Here is a 16,944-nt window from a genome sequence, read left to right as displayed (position 1 = left end):
TCAGCTCGGACCGAGCCGGCGTTGTCGCTCGGCCCGCCACCAGCGATGGATGATCAGCACGCTGGCGATCAGGCCGAGGCTGGCCGGCGCGGCGGCGTACCAGTTGATCGAACCGGGGCTGGTCACCGCCGCGCCGATCGCGGCGTAGCCGATGGCGGTCGGGGCGGAGGCGATCACGCTGCCGGCCAGGAACGGCAGCACCCGGGCCGCGGTGGTGCCGTAGCCGTAGCTGACCAACCCGAAGCCGGCGATCGGCAGCAGCCGGACGGTGATCACCCCGAACACGCTCTGCCGGGCGAACCAGCCGTCCAGCCGGGCCAGGCGACCGCGGACCCGCTCGGCCACGAAGTCCCGGCCCAGCAGCCGGCCGACCGCGAAGCCGAGCGCCGCCGCGAGCAGCGCCGCGCCGAGCGCGTACGCGGCGCCCTGCACCGGCCCGAAGATCGCGCCCGAGGCCAGCGTGACGAACGTCCGGGGCACCAGCGCGACCAGCAGCAGCGCGCCGCCGACCACGGCCGCCACCGGGGCGTACCCGCCGAGCGAGTCGGCGAGCCGGGGCAGGTCGGCCGCGTCCGGCCGGGGCACCAGCAGCAGTGTGACGCCGAACCCGGCGAGCAGCAGGAGCAGCAGCCCGAACCGGCGCGCCGACGGCTGCCCCAGCAACCCGACGAGGCGGCGGACCGCCGGTCGCCGCCCCGGCCGGGCGGCCCCGGTCATGCCCGGGCGGCGGCGGCCACCGCGGCGCGGCGCTCGGACCGGAGCCGGTCGGCCCAGGTGTCGTCGAGCGGGGGGAGCTGGTGGATGCCGGTCGCCCAGCGCAGCAGCAGGTCGGCCAGGTCCGGGTTGCGGGCCAGCGCCGGGCCGTGCGAATAGGTGCCGAGCAGCTTGCCCCGCCACGCGCCCTCGGTGGCGCCGTCGTTGCCGACCCCGGCGGTGACCCGGGCCAGCGGCGACACGCCCGGACCGAGATGGGTGCGGCCACCGTGGTTCTCGAAGCCGGTCAGGTGCGGGATGCCCAGCCGCGGGTCGACCTCGCCGGCCAGCTCGCCTACCGCCCGGGTCGGACCCCGGTCGGAGGAGAGGTCGAGCAGCTCCAGCCCCTGGCAGCGGGTGCCCTTGGCGAAGAAGGACGTGCCGAGCAGTTGGTAGCCGGCGCAGACGCCGAACACCACCGAGCCCTGGGCCACCGCCCGGTGCAGGCCGCCGTCGGCGAGCAGGCGCTGGGCGCCCAACGCCTGCGGGCCGTCCTCCCCGCCGCCGATCAGGTAGATGTCGGCGGTGGCGGGCAGCCGCTGGTCGGAGCGGACCTCAAGCACCTCGACCGGCATGCCGCGCAGCTGGGCCCGGCGGGCCAGGATCAGCGCGTTGCCCCGGTCGCCGTAGGTGGACAGCAGGTCGGGATAGACCCAGACGATGCGCAGGCTCTCAGTTGACACGGTCCAGCTCCGCTCGGATGTCCTGGAAGGCGGTGTAGTTGGCGATGACCTCCAGCCGGCCCGGCGGCACCGCGCGGACCGCCTCGTCGAACGTACGCACGTGTCGGAACGGCACGCCGTTGACGTCGAGGCGCACCGCGAGGTCGTACGCCCGGTCGCCGGTGATCAGCACCTGCCGGCCGGCCAGCGGGGAGAAGTCGACGTCGAACAGCCACGACGTGTCCAGCCCGTCGGGGTCGCGCGCGTTGATGGAGAGCAGGGTCGGCGCGACGTCGGCCATGTCGAACGCCTCCAGCCAGCTCGCCGGGTTCTTGGCCAGCAGCAGCCGGATGTTGCGCCCGTCCCGGTCGACCTGGGCGTAGCGGCCGGCCACCGAGGTGACCGAGCCGAGCCGGGAGACCGCGTCCACCGGGCGGACGCCGAACTCGGCGGCGACCGCCAGCGCGGTGGCCGCGTTGCCGAGGTTGACCTTGCCGGGGAGCTGGAGCTGGATCTTGTGCCAGGCGCCGGTGGGGTCGAGCACGCCGTCGTCCTCCACCGTCCACTGCGGCTCGGGGCGGCGCAGCGGGCAACCGGTGCACCACCACTGCCCGCCGGAGCGCTGGATGGTGGAGCCGCACTCGGGGCAGACCCACGAGTCGTCGTGCCAGCGCTGGCCGGCGCTGAACCAGGTGACGTGCGGCGGCACGTGACCCTGGGCCGGGTCGGCCGGCGGGGTGGCGGCCCAGACCACCATCGGGTCGTCGGCGTTGGCCACCACCCGCACGTCGGGGTGCCGGACCAGGGCGGCGCGCCAGAGCTGCGCCATCATGGCGACCTCCTTGGCGCGGTCGAGCTGGTCGCGGGAGAGGTTGAGCAGCGCCACCACGTGCGGCTCGGTCGCCTCCAGCACCTGGGCCAGGTAGTGCTCGTCCACCTCCAGCACCGCGTACGGCGTGCTGCCGGCCTTGGCCAGCGCCGAGGTGTGCCCGGTCGGCATGTTGGCGCCGAAGGCGTTGGAGGCGACCCGGCCGAGCACGCCGACCGCGGCGGTGGTGAGCCGGGTGGTGGTGGTCTTGCCGTTGGTGCCGGACACCAGGGCGATGGCCCGCCCGGCCGAGAGGTGGGCGAGCAGGTCCGGGTCGATCTTGAGGCCGATCCAGCCGCCGATCACCGAGCCGTCGCCACGGCCCGCGGCCCGCGACAGCGCCGCGGCGGTGCGCGACACGGAGCTGGCCACCTTTGCCCGCAAGGGCATCTTCGCGTCCGTCACCCGAGCGAGGTTACCGGACCATGCTTCCCGCCAGATCGCCGCCGACGGCGAACCGTTCGGCCGAGGACGGCCCGGCGGACGGCCGGAGCGCGTTCGGCCGGACGGGGGCGGTCCGATGTCGGGTAACGGACCCCCGCCGGGGGCGGCCGCCCCCTCCACCGGGCCCCACCCGCGTTGACGTGCGGTTTTGCGCGCGGAAACGCCGCGCCGACCAGGCGATTCTGGTTGCAGGTGGAGGGAAGTGGAGTAGAGTGGGGCGCGATGGTGAGGCCGGGAGGGCCACACCGGCCCGGGGGGTCAGCGGCGCCGCGAACGCCGCTCAGGGCGAGGGGGTTGGGCCGATGTTCCTCGGCACCCACACCCCGCGCCTGGACGACAAAGGCCGGTTGATCCTGCCGGCCAAGTTCCGGGACGAGCTGGCGGGGGGTGTCGTGATCACCAAAGGGCAGGAGCGCTGCCTCTACGTCTTCCCGATGCCCGAGTTCGAGCGGATCGCCGGCCAGTTGCGCGCCCAGCCGATGACCAGCAAGGCGGCCCGGGCCTACAGCCGGGTCTTCTTCGCCAGCGCGCACGACGAGGTGCCGGACAAGCAGGGTCGGGTCACGATTCCCGGGCACCTGCGGTCGTACGCGGCCCTCGACCGGGAGCTGGTCGTGATCGGGGCGAGCACCCGGGTGGAGATCTGGGACAGGGCGGCCTGGGAGGCCTACCTCGCGGAGAGCGAAGACGACTTCGCCGACATCGAGGAGGGGGTGCTGCCCGGCGGTCTGTAGGGCGTGACGGCGCCCGACGTACTGCGAGATCTCCAGCCGCTTTCGAGTTCCTGGCACCCCTTCCCCGGTGCCAGGCGCACGATCCGAGACGGAGGGCCGCGGCCTCCGGCGGGCGGGAGCGGATGGGGATCTGGCGGTATGGCGAGGCGTCGTGGCGACGACGGACACGTGCACACAGACGGTTTTCGAACGGTGGGGGTCGACATGGGGGAGCTTCGCGGCACGCACGTGCCGGTGCTGCTCGAGCGGTGTCTCGAGCTGCTGGCCCCCGCGCTGGACCGCCCCGGCCGGACCGTCCACGTCGACGCCACGCTCGGCCTGGCCGGGCACGCCGAGGCGGTGCTCACGGCACACCCGGACACGGTCCTGATCGGCCTGGACCGGGACACCGAGGCGCTCGCCCACGCGCGGGTCCGCCTGGCCCGGTTCGCCGACCGGATCCACCTGGAGCACGCCGTCTACGACGAGCTGCCCGAGGTGCTCGACCGGCTCGGCTACCCGGCGATCGACAGCGCGCTGTTCGATCTCGGCGTCTCGTCCCTGCAACTCGACGCGCCCGACCGCGGGTTCGCGTACGCGCAGGACGCGCCGCTGGACATGCGGATGGACCAGACCCGGGGGGTGACCGCCGAGGAGGTGGTCAACACCTACTCCCACCCGGATCTGGCCCGGCTGCTGCGGGTGTACGGCGAGGAGAAGTTCGCCGGGAAGGTCGCCTCGGCGATCATCCGGGAGCGGGAGCGGTCCCGGATCACGTCGTCGGCGCGGTTGGCCGAGCTGGTGCGGGACGCGATCCCGGCGCCGGCTCGACGAACCGGCGGACACCCGGCAAAGAGAACGTTTCAGGCTTTACGGATCGAGGTAAACAGAGAACTGGCGGCGCTGGAGACGGCGCTGCCGGCCGCTCTGGACAAGCTCACCGTGGGCGGCCGCCTGGTGGTCCTGTCCTACCACTCGCTGGAGGACCGGCTCACCAAGCAGGCGCTCGCCGACCGGGTCCGCAGCAAGGGCCCGGTCGACCTCCCGGTCGAACTGCCCGGGTCGGGTCCGACGTTCCGGCTGCTGAGCCGGGGCGCGGAGCTGCCCGGGGAGGCCGAGGTGGCCGCGAACTCGCGGGCCGCCTCGGTGCGGCTGCGGGCCGCGGAACGGCTCGACCCGGAGGCGACCCGGCAGGGGCGTACCGACCGCGAACGGTACCGCCGCCGGGTGAAGGCGATGCACCAACCGGGGAACGGGACGGACGAGGAGGGGGAGGGGACATGAACGTCGAGAAGCGCGACGGCCGGGGGGCCGTCGGGCAGCGCGCACCGCGGTCGGGGGGCCGGACCACGGCGCGCACCATGCGAGACACCACGACGACCGCGGCCGACCGTCGGGAGGGGACCCGCGCCCGGGGGGCGCGCGAGTACCCGACCGAGGGCAGCGCCGCGCTGCGGCCGGCCGAGCGCACCCGGGTCGCCACGCCGACGGCGCCGCGGCTGCGGGTCGCCCCGCCGCCGCCGATCCGGGTGCCGCGGGCGCCCTTCGTCGGGCTGATCCTGGTGCTGGTGGTCGGCGGGGTGCTCGGCATCCTGGCGGTCAACACCAAGATCAACGAGAACGCCTTCCGGCTGGAGAAGCTCCAGCAGCAGCAGGCCAAGCTCGACGTCGACGAGCAGGAGTTGAAGAAGGAGATCGCCGAGCAGAAGGCGCCGGGCAACCTCACCGCCAACGCCCGCAAGTTGGGCCTGGTCGAGTCGGCGGACCCGGCCTACATCCGGCTGCCGGACGGGCGGACGATCGGTGTGCCGCACCCCGCCGAGGGTGCGCCCACCGGCGTCGGCCAGCAGGGCAACGGAGGCTGAGCGGTGCCACCGAGATCGGACGAGCCGCGCCGGGACCCTACGGGCTCCCGGCGCGGTTCGTCGCGTGGGGCCGAGCCGCGTGAGCCGGGCGTCGGCGGGATCTCCGACGCGCGGGCGTACACCCCGCGCGGCCGGACCATCCGCGAGGGCGGCGCGGAACAGCGGCGTACCCCCCGCAGCACCCGGTCCGGTGACCCGTTCCGGCCGGCGTTGCAGGTGCTCGACGGCGGCCGGGCCGGGCGGGCCGGCCGCCGGGAGCCGGCCGCCTCCGGCGAGGGCGTCCGCGCCGGTCGCCGGGCGACGGCGGCCGGTGGGCGCGCCGGCGTGGTGCGGACCGTCTCGGCCCGCCCGGTCGGGGAGCCGTTCGACGACGAGGAGGACGCGCCGCCGCGCCGCCGGCCCGGCCCGCGTCGGCCGGCGGCCCGCCGGCCGGTCCGCAAGCCACGTCGCCCGCCCCGGCTGGGCGACCCGCGCCGGCGGCTGCGGCTCGCCACCGTGCTGGCGCTGACGCTGTTCGCCAGCATCGGCGTGCGGCTGGTCTACCTCCAGACCGCGGACAGCCCGGCGTACGCCGACGGCGGCCTGCCCAAGCGGGTCGCCGTGGTCGAGTTGCCGGCCCCGCGCGGCGCCATCCTCGACCGTTCCGGCGAGCCGCTGGCACACAGCGTGGAGGCGCGCTACGTCTTCGCCGACCCGACCCTGGTCAAGGACCGGTTCGCCACCGCGCGGGCGTTGTCCCCGCTGCTCGGCGCGCCGGCCTCCGACCTGGCCGACAAGATGAAGCCGAGCAAGCTGCCCGGCACCGACACCGACCTCCAGTTCGTCTACCTGGCCCGGGGCGTCGAGATCGGCACCGCCAAGCAGATCATGGCGCTCGACCTGCCCGGCATCAACGTGCACCGCGACGAGCGACGCGAGGTGCCCGGCGGTGACCTGGCCGCCAACCTGCTCGGCTTCGTCAGCCAGGACATGATCGGCCTGGAGGGCCTGGAGGCGAAGTACGACGACCTGTTGCGCGGCGAGGCCGGCAAGCGCACCTACGAGGTGGGCCAGGGCGACCTCGCCGCGCCCATCCCGGGCGGCTACAGCCGGACCACCCAGCCGAGGCCGGGCAGCTCGTTGCAGCTCACCCTGGACCGGGACCTCCAGTTCATGACGCAGCGGATCCTGGCCAAGCAGGTCGCCCAGGTGAAGGGCAGCGTCGCCGCCGCGGTGATCATGGACGTCCCGACCGGTGAGGTGCTGGCCCAGGCCAGCCAGCCCACCTACGACGCGGCCGACCCCGCGAAGGTCAACTCGCCGGCCGACCGGGACGACGCGGCCACCAGCTTCGTGGTGGACCCGGGCTCGATCCACAAGGCGATCACCTACGGCGCCGCGCTCCAGGAAGGCGTGATCACGCCGAACACCACGTTCCCGGTGGCGAACACGATCGTCCGGGGTGGGGTCCCCTTCCGCGACACCCACCCGGCGGACGGGCGCACCATGAGCATCCCCGGCATGCTCGCGTTCTCGTCCAACGTGGGCACCATCGAGATCGCCGAGAAGCTCGGCAAGGACCGGTTGATCGACTACCAGAAGCGGTTCGGGCTGGGCCAGCCGACCGGTGAGGGCCTGCCGGGCGAGGCGCCGGGCCGGATCCTCCCGGCCGACCAGTGGAGCGGGTCGGCGTACGGGTCGGTGCCGATCGGGCACAGCGTGGACGCCACGCCGTTGCAGATGGCCGCCGCGTACAACGCGGTCGCCAACAACGGGACGTACGTGCAGCCGCACCTGATCAAGGAGACCATCGGGCCGGACGGCACGCGGACGCCGGGCGCCGCCCCGGCGTCCCGCTCGGTGCTCAGCCCGGCCAACGCCGCCGCGCTGCGCCGGATGCTGGAGGCGGTCACCACTGTCGACGGCCCGGACGGGCGGGCCACCGGCCTGGCCGCCGCCGTGCCGGGCTACCGGGTGGCCGGTAAGACCGGCACCGGCCTGCGCTACGACAACGGCAAGCAGCAGCCCGGCGAGGTCGGCTCGTTCATCGGGATGGCCCCGGCGGAGAAGCCGCGCTACGTGGTGGCGGTCTTCGTCTGGAGCCCCGACGGCGGGGGCGGCGCGGTCGCCGCGCCGGCGTTCCGGGAGATGATGGGCTTCACGCTCCGGCACTACCGGGTGCCGCCGTCGCTGACCGACAAGTCGCCGAAGTTCGAGGTCTTTCCGCGCTGAGCGGGCCGGGCGCGACATCATCGGTGGGTGGCGACGAACCACCGGGGCGGCTGTGCGGTCGGAACCGGACGACCGGGTAGGGTCTGACGCCGTGCCCGGCAATCCACGTCCCGCCACCGTGCTCCCCGTCCGGCTCGGCGACCTCGCCGACCTGCTGGCCGTGGTCCCGCCTCCGGGGGCCGCCGAGTTGGCCGTCACCGGGGTGACCCACGCCAGCCACGAGGTCCGCCCCGGTGACCTGTACGCCGCCCTGCCCGGCTCCCGCCGGCACGGCGCGGAGTTCACCGCCGCCGCGGCCGCCGCCGGCGCGGTGGCCGTGCTGACCGATCCGGCCGGCGTGCCGCTGGCCGCCGACGCCGGCCTGCCCGTGCTGGTCGTCGACGACGCCCGCGGGGTGCTCGGCACGGTCGCCGCCACCATCTACGGCGACCCGACCGCCGGGCTGACCGTGATCGGCGTGACCGGCACCGCCGGCAAGACCTCCACCAGCTACCTGATCGAGTCCGGGCTGCGCGCCGCCGGGCACGTCACCGGCCTGATCGGCACCGTGGAGACCCGCCTCGGCGACCTGGTGGTGGACAGCGTCCGGACCACCCCGGAGGCCACCGACCTGCACGCCATGCTCGCCGTGGCGCGGGAGCGCGGCGTGGACGCCGTGGTGATGGAGGTGTCCAGCCACGCGCTCGTGATGGGCCGGGTCGGCGGCGTCCGGTTCGACGTCGGCGGCTACACCAACTTCGGCTCCGACCACCTCGACTTCCACGCCGACGAGGCGGACTACTTCGCCGCCAAGGCGCGACTCTTCGACGGTCGCTGCCGGGTCGAGGTGCTCAACCACGACGACCCGGCGCTGCGCCCGCTCCACAAGCCCGGCACGGTGACCTACTCCGCGGCCGGCGACCGCGACGCGACCTGGTGGGCCGACCGGATCTCCGGCGAGGGGTACGCGCAACACTTCACGCTGCACGGCCCGGACGTGGTGGCGCTGCCCACCGGCGTGGCGCTGCCCGGCCGGCACAACGTGGCCAACGCGCTGCTGGCCGTCGCCACGCTGGTCGCGGCCGGCGTCGACCCGGACACCGCGGCGCGCGGCGTGGCCGCCTGCGGCGGCGTGCCCGGCCGACTGGAACTGGTCAGCGGCGACGCCCCGGTGCGCGGCGTGGTCGACTACGCGCACAAGGCGAACGCGATCGAGGCGGTGCTGACGGCGCTGCGCGGGCTCACCGGTGGCCGGCTGGTCTGCGTGCTCGGCGCCGGCGGCGACCGGGACCGGGGCAAGCGGCCGGTGATGGGCGAGGTGGCCGCCAGGGGCGCCGACGTGGTGCTGGTGACCGACGACAACCCGCGGACCGAGGACCCGGCCACCATCCGGGCCGAGGTGCTGGCCGGCGCGTACGCGGCGGCCGCCCCGGCCCGCGTCATCGAGGTGCCCGGCCGGCGGGCGGCGATCGAGGAGGCGGTCCGGGTGGCCGAACCGGGTGACGTGGTGGCGGTGCTGGGCAAGGGGCAGGAGCGCGGCCAGGAGATCGGCGGCGAGGTGCTGCCGTTCGACGACCGGGTGGAGCTGGCGGCGGCGCTGCGGGCCCGCTTCGGGGACCTGGTGGGTGGCCGATGATCCCGCTGACGCTGGCCGAGGTGGCCGCCGCGGTCGGTGGCCGGCTGACCGGGGCCGACCCGGATGCCCGGGTCACCGGCACGGTGGAGTTCGACTCCCGCAAGGTGACCGCCGGTGGGCTCTTCGTGGCGTTCCCCGGCGAGCGGGTGGACGGCCACGACTACGCGGCCGGGGCGGTGGACGCCGGCGCGGTCGCCGTGCTCGGCTCCCGCGAGCTGCCGGGCGTGCCGATGGTGCTTGTCGACGACGCGCTCGACGCGATGGGCCGGCTGGCTCGCGCGGTGGTCGACCGGCTGCCCGGACTGACCGTGATCGGGTTGACCGGCTCGTCCGGCAAGACCACCACCAAGGACCTGGTCGCCCAGCTCGCGGTCCGGCTCGGCCCTACCGTGGCGCCGCCCGGCTCGTTCAACAACGAGCTGGGGCACCCGTACACGGCGTTGCAGGCCACGCCGGAGACCCGCTACCTGGTGATGGAGAAGGGCGCCCGGGGCGTCGGGCACGTCCGCTACCTGTGCGACGTGGTGCCGCCGCGGATCTCGGTGGTGCTCAACGTCGGGGTGGCGCACCTGGGCGAGTTCGGCTCGGTGGACGCCATCGCGCTGGCCAAGGGGGAGCTGGTCGAGGCGCTGCCCGCCGACGGGCTGGCGGTGCTGAACGCCGACGACCCGCGGGTCGACGCGATGGCGGCCCGGACCGTGGCCCGGGTGGTCCGGTACGGCGAGTCGGCGCACGCCGACGTGCGCGCGGTCGACGTGACGGTCGACGGCCGGGGACGGCCCTCGTACACCCTCGTCACCCCGGAGGGCAGCGCGTCGGTGCGGCTCGGGCTGACCGGCCGGCACCAGGTGTCGAACTCGCTGGCCGCCGCGGCGGTCGCCCGCGAGCTGGGCCTGCCGCTGACCGAGCTGACGGCGGCGCTGGGCGAGCTGGGCCTGGTCTCCACCCGGCGGATGGACGTGTTCGAACGCCCCGACGGCGTGGTCGTGATCGACGACTCGTACAACGCCAACCCGGCCTCCACCGGCGTGGCGCTGCGCGCGTTGGCCAGCATGCGCGGCGAGGGGCGTACGGTCGCGGTGCTCGGCTACATGGCCGAGCTGGGCGACTTCGAACGGGAGGGACATCAGCAGGTCGGCCGGCTCGCGGCCGAGCTGGGAATCGACCGGCTGCTCGTGGTGGGCGAGCCGGCGGCGCCGATCCACGAGGGCGCGACAGCGGTAGGCAACTGGGGAGGAGAGTCGGTGCTGCTCACCGATCAGGCGGCGGCCGTCGAGGTGCTGCGGAGCGAGCTGCGTCCGGGCGACGTGGTGCTGGTGAAGGGCTCCCGGTACCGGACCTGGGACGTGGCCGACGCGTTGCGCGCGGACGCCCGGGAGACGGCGACGGAGGGCGGCGCCGCATGAGGGCGGTCATCGTCGCCATCGGGGTCGCGTTCCTGATCTCGCTGTTCTGCACCCCGATCGCGATCAAGGTGTTCGCCCGGCTCAAGGCCGGCCAGCCGATCCGATCGAACCTCGGGCTCGCCAGCAACGAGGGCAAGAAGGGCACGCCGACGATGGGCGGCGTGGTCTTCATCCTGGCCACGGTCATCGCGTACGTCGCCGGGCACCTGGCCCTGACCACGCTGCCGGACGCGCAGATCGCGCAGGTCGAGCCGACCATCACGGCGCTGGTGCTGCTGGGGCTGATGGTGTTCTCCGGCGCGGTCGGCTTCATCGACGACTTCCTGAAGGTCCGTAAGCGGCACAGCGGCGGCCTGAACAAGCGGGGCAAGCTGGCCGGGCAGATCCTGGTCGGCGCGGTCTTCGGCGCGGTGGCGGTCTACTTCCCGTCGAGCATGACCGACGTCAGCGGCAACGCGACGAACACCGAGACGGTGGGCAGCACCACGCTGAGCTTCATCCGGGACATCCCGGCGCTGGAGATCGGCAAGATCGGCGCGGTCATCGTGATCATCATGGTGGTGATGGCGGCGACCAACGGCGTCAACCTCACCGACGGCCTGGACGGCCTGGCCACCGGCGCCTCGGTGATGGTGCTCGCCGCGTACGCGCTGATCGCGTTCTGGCAGTACCGGCACTGGTGCGCGGACCCGAACTACACCGAGGCGTACTGCTACACGGTGCGCGACCCGCTGGAGGTCGCGCTGATCGCCGGCGCGGCGGCCGGCGCCTGCGTGGGCTTCCTCTGGTGGAACACCTCGCCGGCCCGGATCTTCATGGGCGACACCGGCGCGCTGGGGCTGGGTGGCCTGATCGCCGGCATGGCGATGTCCACCCGGACCATCCTGCTGCTGCCGATCCTGGGCGGCCTCTTCGTGATCATCACGATGTCCTTGGTGATCCAGATCATCTCGTTCCGGACCACCGGCAAGCGGGTGTTCCGGATGTCGCCGCTGCATCATCACTTCGAGCTGGCCGGCTGGAGCGAGGTCAACATCGTGGTCCGGTTCTGGATCATCGCCGGCATCGGTGTGGCCATCGCGCTGGGCCTGTTCTACAGCGAGTTCCTCGCCGCGGTGAGCTAGGTGTGAAGGAGGGGCCCCCTTTTAACAGACGTCTGTTAAAAGGGGGCCCCTCCTTCAGATCCGACACGCCGACCGTGGGGTTGCGCCACGGGCGGGCGGGTCGAGCCGCCATGATGAGCGGGTGGGGGAGGGACGAGACATCCAGGTCAGCACCGAACCGCCGGCCCGCCGCGCGCCCGCGGCCACGCCGCCGGGCGATCCGCCGGCCGGCGCGCGCTGGGACCCGGCGGGCGGCCTGGCCGCGCTGCGTGGCCTGCTGGCCCGGCCGCTGGCCTCCTACTACCTGCTGCTCTCCAGCGCCGGCCTGCTGCTGCTGATCGGCCTCACCATGGTCTTCTCCGCGACCAGCGTGCGGGACTACGCCGAGGGCGGTGACGCCGCCGCCTCGCTGACCAAGCAGGCCGTGTTCGCGGTGATCGGCGTCGGCGCGTTCTGGGCCTGCCAGCGGCTGCCCGCGCGCACGTTCCGGGCGGTGAGCCGCCCCGCGCTCGGCGTGGCGGTGGCGCTGCTGCTCCTGCTCAACCTGCTGGTCGCGCTGGAATCACTGTTCGGGGTGGCGTCCATCGGGCCGTTGAAGGGCGAACTCCTCTCGCTCTCCCTCGGCCCGATCTCGCTTCAGCCGGCCGAGGTGGCCAAGTTCGCGCTGGTGCTGTGGGCGGCGCACGTGCTGGCCCGCAAGGGGGCCGCGCTGGGCTGGTGGCGGGAGCTGGCCACGCCGCTGTTCCCGGTGGTCGGCCTGATCTTCGTGCTGGTCGGTTACAACGACCTGGGCAGCATGCTGTGCCTGCTGGCGCTCGTGGTCGGCCTGCTCTGGGCAGCAGGCGTCCGGACCCGGGTCTTCGCCGCGCTCTCCGCGATCGGCCTGGCCGGCATCGGCCTGCTGGTCGCCGCCGCCTCGCTCGGCGCCGGCTCCGGTTCCCGGGACGCCGAGAACTACCGGCTGGGCCGGCTCACCATGTGGCTCGACCCGCCCGATCCGCAGACCTGCATCGAGCTGAAGCTGGAGAACTGCTACCAGCCCATCATGGCCCGGTACGCGATCGGCAACGGCGGCTGGTTCGGCGTCGGCCTGGGCCAGAGCGTCTTCAAGTGGGACTGGCTGCCCGAGGCACACAACGACTTCATCTTCGCCATCGTCGCCGAGGAGTTGGGCGTGGTGGGCTGCACCGTGATCCTGGTGCTCTTCGCCGTGCTGGCGTACACCGGCATGCGCATCGCCCGCCGGGTGGAGGACCCGTTCCGCCGGCTCGCCGCGGCCGGCGTGACCGCCTGGCTGGTCGGCCAGGCCGTCATCAACATCGGCGGCGTCACCGGGCTGCTGCCGCTGACCGGCGTGCCGCTGCCGTTCATCTCCGACGGCGGCAGCGCGCTGGTGGTGACGCTGGCCGCGATCGGCATGCTCGCCTCCTTCGCCCGCGCCGAGCCGGACGCGGCCCGGGCCCTGAACGCCCGTCCGCCGGCCCGATGGGTCCGACTAGTGTGGGCCCCGTTGCCGCCGCTTCCCGGCCGGCGTCGCCGACCGGCGCCGCCCCCGGCGGACCGAGGGCCCGTGCCCCGGTCCCGACAGCGTCGGCAGGACGATCAGGCCGCGACCCGCGGCGCCCGGTCCGACCGGGCGCGTGCCGGCGCGGCGAACGAGAGGAGACGCTGATGGGTCCGCTGCGTTCGGTGGTGCTCTGCGGAGGGGGCACGGGTGGGCACATCTACCCGCTGCTCGCCTTCGCCGACTGCCTGCGCCGACACGACCCGAGCGTCCGGATCACCTGCCTGGGCACCCCGAAGGGGCTGGAGAACGAGCTGATCCCGCCGGCCGGCTACGACCTGCGGCAGATCCCGGCCTACCAGCTGCCCCGCTCGGTCAACATGAGCCTGGTGCGCACCCCGGACCGGATGTGGAAGGCGGCCCGCGCCGCGGGCAAGGTGATCGACGAGGTGGGGGCCGACGCGGTGGTCGGCTTCGGCGGGTACGTCTCGGTCCCCGGTTACCTGGCCGCGTGGCGGCGCGACCTGCCGATCGTCATCCACGAGGTGAACGTGCCGCCGGGCGTGGCGAACCGGATGGGCATGAAGTTCACCAAGCACGTCGCGGTGGGCTTCCCGCACCAGCCGGCCCAGTCCGAGGCGCTGCGCGAGGCGCGGGTGGTCGGGGTGCCGCTGCGCCGCGGCATCGCCGGGCTGGACCGGGCGGCGCTGCGGGACGCCGCCCGCGCGCACTTCGGGCTCCGGCCCGACCTGCCGGTGCTCTTCGTGGCCGGCGGCTCGCAGGGCGCCCGCTCGATCAACCTGGCCGTCTCCGGCGCGGCGAAGGAGCTGGCCCGCAACGGCGTGCAGGTGCTGCACGTGATCGGCGCCCGCAACGAGCCGGTCTCCGTCCCCAGCGACCTGCCGGTGCCGTACGTGACGCTGCCGTACCTGTCCGAGATGGAGCTGGGTTACGCGGCGGCCGACCTGATGCTGGGCCGGGGCGGCGCGATGACCTGTGCCGAGGTGGCCGCGATCGGCCTGCCCACGGTCTACGTGCCCTACCCGCACAGCAACCAGGAGCAGAAGCGCAACGCGCTGCCCGTGGTGGAGGCCGGCGGCGGGCTGCTCGTCGACGACGCCGAGGTGACCCCGGCCTGGGTGGAGCGCACGGTGATCCCGCTGATCCGGGACCCGCGACGCCTCCACGCGATGAGCCACGCCGCGGCCGGCTACGGTCGCCGCGACGGCGACGTGGCGCTGCTGAACTTCGTCTACGAGGCGGTCTCCCGCTGATGCGGGCCGTCGCGACGGGAAGGTACCCCTCATGAACACCGCGCAGTTCACGCCCGCCGGCACGATGACCGCGGAGGACCTGGGCCGCATCCACCTGATCGGGGTGGGCGGGGTCGGGATGGCCGGGCTGGCCCGGCTCTTCCTCACCCGTGGCCTGCCGGTCTCCGGCAGCGAGCTGCGGGAGTGGCCGTCGCTGGCCGGCCTGCGCGCGCTGGGCGGGACGATCCACTCCACCCACGAGGCGGCCAACCTGGACGGGGTGGACACCGTCGTCTACTCCTCGGCCATCCCGCAGGACCACCTGGAGCTGGTCGAGGCGCGTCGGCGGGGCCTGCGGGTGCTGCACCGCTCCGAGGCGCTGGCGGCGGCGATGACCGGTCGGCGCACGGTGGCGGTGGCCGGCACGCACGGCAAGACGTCCACCACGTCGATGGTGACCATGGTGCTCCAGCAGGCCGGCGCCGATCCGTCCTTCGTCATCGGCGGGGAGATCTCCGAGGTCGGCTCCGGCGCGCACCACGGCACCGGCGAGCACTTCGTGGTCGAGGCGGACGAGAGCGACCGCTCCTTCCTCATCTACCGCCCGTACGTGTCGATCATCACGAACGTCGAGGCGGACCACCTCAACACGTACGGCGACCTGGCCACCCTGGAGGCGGCGTTCGCCGAGTTCGCCCGGCTCACCGACCCGGACGGCTTCGTCGTCACCTGCGCCGACGACGCCGGTGGCCGGCGGCTGGCCGAGACGCTCCGGGCGGAGGGCCGTCGGGTGTGGACGTACGGCGAGTCCGCCGACGCCGACCTGCGGATGAGCGACGTGGTCTCCTCGGCGCAGGGCGTGCGCTACCTGGCCGAGGTCGAGGGCCGGTCGCTGGGCGAGATCCGGCTGCCGATGCCGGGCCGGCACATGGCGCTCAACAGCGCCGCCGCGGTGCTCGCCGCGTACCTGCTGGAGCTGCCGGTGGCGGCGGCGGAGGCCGCGCTCGGCGCGTTCCCCGGCGTGCGGCGGCGGTTCGAGCGCAAGGGCGTGGCGGACGGCGTGCTGGTCTACGACGAGTACGCCTACCACCCCACCTCGATGACGCTGGCGTTGCAGACGCTGCGCGAGGTGGCCGGCGACGGCCGGCTGATCGTGGTCTTCCAGCCCTACCGGCTGTACCGCACCCGCGACCTCCAGGCGGAGATCGCCGCCGCGCTCGGCATCGCCGACGAGTTGGTGCTGTTGGAGGTCTTCGGTCCCGGCGAGCCGCGCCAGCCCGGTGAGGGGTCGGTCGCGCTGATCGAGGCGGTGCCGCTGCCGGCGGACCGGAAGGTCTTCGTCGAGGCGTGGGACGACGTGCCGGCCGAGGTGGCCCGCCGGGCCCGGACCGGCGACGTGGTGGTGACCATGGGCGCGCCGCCGATCTCGCTGATGGGTGACCAGTTGCTGGACGCCCTGCTGGCCCGGGCCAGCGGCGCCACGGTGCTCCGCGCCGGCGTCGGTCCGGACGGCGCGGCGGCCACCGCCGGATGAGTCCCGGCCCGGCCCGGGGCCGCACGCCCGGCCAGGACGGTGGCGCGGGGCGGCGCAGCCCGGTCCGGCGCTGGCAACTGGTCCGGGCCGGGGCGGACGCCGTGCCGCCGTCCACCCGTCGGTTCATGGCCCGGGCCCGGCAGCGGCGGATGCGCGCCGCGTTGCCGTGGGCGTTGGCCGCGGCGGTGGCCGCGTTGGCCGCGCTTGTCGCCTGGACGGTGCTCGGCACCGGGCTGTTCGGCGTCCGTGAGGTGCGGGTGGTCGGCGCGCGGCTGGTCACGGCGGTGGAGATCCGGGACGCCGCGGCGGTTCCGGACGACGCGCCGTTGGCCCGGGTGGATCTGGCCGCGACGGCCCGCCGGGTGGGCACGTTGCCGCCGGTGGCCCGGGCCACGGTGGAGCGGGACTGGCCGGCGACGCTGGTGATCCGGGTCGAGGAGCGGGTGCCGGTGGCCGCGGTGCCGCAGGGCGGACGCTTCGCCGTGGTGGACGCCGCCGGCGTGGTCTTCCAGCGCCTGGACCGGGCCCCGGCCGGGTTGCCGCTGGTCCGGGTGGCCCGGCCGGGTCCGGACGATCCGGGCACCCGGGCCGGGCTGGCGGTGCTCGCCGCGCTCGGGGAGAAGCTGCGCGCGGAGCTGGTCACGGTGGACGTGGCCGGGCTGGCCCGGATCACGTTGCTGCTGCGCGACGACCGACAGGTCTTCTGGGGGGACGCCGCGCGCAGCGCGGACAAGTCGGCGGTGGCGACCGCGTTGTTGCCGCGCCGGGCGGACCGGATCGACGTCAGCGCGCCGGACGTGGTCACGTTCCAGTGACCGGTCACTCAGCGAACGGGCAGTGTGTGACCGGTCGCTCGGTCGGCGACACGCCGGAAAGGGTCCTTGGCTCCTGGCGCGGCGGCGCATACGTTGCCCCGAAGAGATCAGTGGTTGACATAACTCTAAGCCTCTAGTAGAGGGTGAGGGTTCTCCTCTGGTCCGGCCAAGCCGTGTGGGGTCGGCCCATGCCAATCT

Annotated in this window: 14 protein-coding genes; 11 read left to right on the top strand and 3 right to left on the bottom strand. The window is 74.3% G+C overall.

All coding sequences use genetic code 11. The annotated features are described in order from the left end of the window. The 3 genes from OG767_RS23475 to OG767_RS23465 are packed head-to-tail and all read right to left on the bottom strand — an operon-like array spanning position 1 to position 2,673. Positions 1 to 717, bottom strand: a complete 717-nt coding sequence (locus tag OG767_RS23475) for a TVP38/TMEM64 family protein (protein WP_281936602.1) — start codon at positions 715 to 717, stop codon at positions 1 to 3. Beyond that, the gene (locus OG767_RS23470; protein ID WP_396859432.1) at positions 714 to 1,436 is read right to left on the bottom strand and encodes a type 1 glutamine amidotransferase; all 723 of its coding nucleotides are present in this window, start codon (positions 1,434 to 1,436) and stop codon (positions 714 to 716) included. The genes OG767_RS23475 and OG767_RS23470 overlap by 4 nt, the downstream gene beginning before the upstream one ends. Further along, the gene (locus OG767_RS23465) at positions 1,426 to 2,673 is read right to left on the bottom strand and encodes a MurT ligase domain-containing protein (protein ID WP_343447696.1); all 1,248 of its coding nucleotides are present in this window, start codon (positions 2,671 to 2,673) and stop codon (positions 1,426 to 1,428) included. The genes OG767_RS23470 and OG767_RS23465 overlap by 11 nt, the downstream gene beginning before the upstream one ends. 356 nt (positions 2,674 to 3,029) lie before the next feature. On the opposite strand from OG767_RS23465, the gene mraZ reads away from it, so the two are divergent. From mraZ to OG767_RS23410, 11 genes are all read left to right on the top strand, one after another. Further along, entirely contained in the window at positions 3,030 to 3,461 is a 432-nt protein-coding gene (gene mraZ, locus OG767_RS23460) for a division/cell wall cluster transcriptional repressor MraZ (protein WP_281936599.1), read from the top strand. Positions 3,462 to 3,665: 204 nt separating this feature from the next. Then, entirely contained in the window at positions 3,666 to 4,724 is a 1,059-nt protein-coding gene (rsmH, locus tag OG767_RS23455; protein WP_107162627.1) for a 16S rRNA (cytosine(1402)-N(4))-methyltransferase RsmH, read from the top strand. Beyond that, positions 4,721 to 5,305, top strand: coding sequence for a hypothetical protein (locus OG767_RS23450; RefSeq protein WP_405090529.1), 585 nt, complete (start codon positions 4,721 to 4,723; stop codon positions 5,303 to 5,305). The genes rsmH and OG767_RS23450 overlap by 4 nt, the downstream gene beginning before the upstream one ends. Before the next feature lie 3 nt (positions 5,306 to 5,308). Next, positions 5,309 to 7,516, top strand: coding sequence for a peptidoglycan D,D-transpeptidase FtsI family protein (locus OG767_RS23445; RefSeq protein WP_405090528.1), 2,208 nt, complete (start codon positions 5,309 to 5,311; stop codon positions 7,514 to 7,516). A gap of 52 nt (positions 7,517 to 7,568) precedes the next feature. Then, positions 7,569 to 9,131 (top strand): UDP-N-acetylmuramoyl-L-alanyl-D-glutamate--2,6-diaminopimelate ligase, encoded by a 1,563-nt coding sequence (locus tag OG767_RS23440; protein WP_405090527.1) that lies wholly within the window; start codon positions 7,569 to 7,571, stop codon positions 9,129 to 9,131. Further along, positions 9,128 to 10,537: a UDP-N-acetylmuramoyl-tripeptide--D-alanyl-D-alanine ligase gene (gene murF, locus OG767_RS23435; RefSeq protein ID WP_405090526.1), complete on the top strand. Its 1,410-nt coding sequence runs from the start codon at positions 9,128 to 9,130 to the stop codon at positions 10,535 to 10,537. Before OG767_RS23440 ends, murF begins: the two co-directional genes overlap by 4 nt. Next, positions 10,534 to 11,661: a phospho-N-acetylmuramoyl-pentapeptide-transferase gene (gene mraY / locus OG767_RS23430; protein ID WP_405090525.1), complete on the top strand. Its 1,128-nt coding sequence runs from the start codon at positions 10,534 to 10,536 to the stop codon at positions 11,659 to 11,661. Before murF ends, mraY begins: the two co-directional genes overlap by 4 nt. Positions 11,662 to 11,896: 235 nt before the next feature. Next, positions 11,897 to 13,312, top strand: coding sequence for an FtsW/RodA/SpoVE family cell cycle protein (locus OG767_RS23425; protein ID WP_405094285.1), 1,416 nt, complete (start codon positions 11,897 to 11,899; stop codon positions 13,310 to 13,312). Beyond that, positions 13,312 to 14,418: an undecaprenyldiphospho-muramoylpentapeptide beta-N-acetylglucosaminyltransferase gene (gene murG / locus OG767_RS23420; RefSeq protein ID WP_405090524.1), complete on the top strand. Its 1,107-nt coding sequence runs from the start codon at positions 13,312 to 13,314 to the stop codon at positions 14,416 to 14,418. The genes OG767_RS23425 and murG overlap by 1 nt, the downstream gene beginning before the upstream one ends. Positions 14,419 to 14,449: 31 nt before the next feature. Further along, entirely contained in the window at positions 14,450 to 15,931 is a 1,482-nt protein-coding gene (murC, locus tag OG767_RS23415; RefSeq protein WP_405090523.1) for a UDP-N-acetylmuramate--L-alanine ligase, read from the top strand. Beyond that, the gene (locus tag OG767_RS23410; RefSeq protein WP_405090522.1) at positions 15,928 to 16,746 is read left to right on the top strand and encodes a cell division protein FtsQ/DivIB; all 819 of its coding nucleotides are present in this window, start codon (positions 15,928 to 15,930) and stop codon (positions 16,744 to 16,746) included. Before murC ends, OG767_RS23410 begins: the two co-directional genes overlap by 4 nt. Positions 16,747 to 16,944: the final 198 nt, after the last annotated feature.

The organism is Micromonospora sp. NBC_01392 (assembly GCF_045040125.1).
Taxonomy (GTDB): Bacteria; Actinomycetota; Actinomycetes; order Mycobacteriales; family Micromonosporaceae; genus Micromonospora.
The sequence above is the reverse complement of the archived record's forward strand: the minus strand, read 5'-3'. Positions and strand labels throughout refer to the sequence as shown.

Coding starts and splice junctions, on each gene's coding strand:
- murF (WP_405090526.1), top strand. CDS start 9,128: ATGATCCCGCTGACGCTGGCCGAGGTGGCCGCCGCGGTCGGTGGCCGG.
- mraZ (WP_281936599.1), top strand. CDS start 3,030: ATGTTCCTCGGCACCCACACCCCGCGCCTGGACGACAAAGGCCGGTTG.
- murG (WP_405090524.1), top strand. CDS start 13,312: ATGGGTCCGCTGCGTTCGGTGGTGCTCTGCGGAGGGGGCACGGGTGGG.
- OG767_RS23475 (WP_281936602.1), bottom strand. CDS start 717: ATGACCGGGGCCGCCCGGCCGGGGCGGCGACCGGCGGTCCGCCGCCTC.
- OG767_RS23410 (WP_405090522.1), top strand. CDS start 15,928: ATGAGTCCCGGCCCGGCCCGGGGCCGCACGCCCGGCCAGGACGGTGGC.
- mraY (WP_405090525.1), top strand. CDS start 10,534: ATGAGGGCGGTCATCGTCGCCATCGGGGTCGCGTTCCTGATCTCGCTG.
- OG767_RS23450 (WP_405090529.1), top strand. CDS start 4,721: ATGAACGTCGAGAAGCGCGACGGCCGGGGGGCCGTCGGGCAGCGCGCA.
- rsmH (WP_107162627.1), top strand. CDS start 3,666: ATGGGGGAGCTTCGCGGCACGCACGTGCCGGTGCTGCTCGAGCGGTGT.
- OG767_RS23465 (WP_343447696.1), bottom strand. CDS start 2,673: ATGCCCTTGCGGGCAAAGGTGGCCAGCTCCGTGTCGCGCACCGCCGCG.
- murC (WP_405090523.1), top strand. CDS start 14,450: ATGAACACCGCGCAGTTCACGCCCGCCGGCACGATGACCGCGGAGGAC.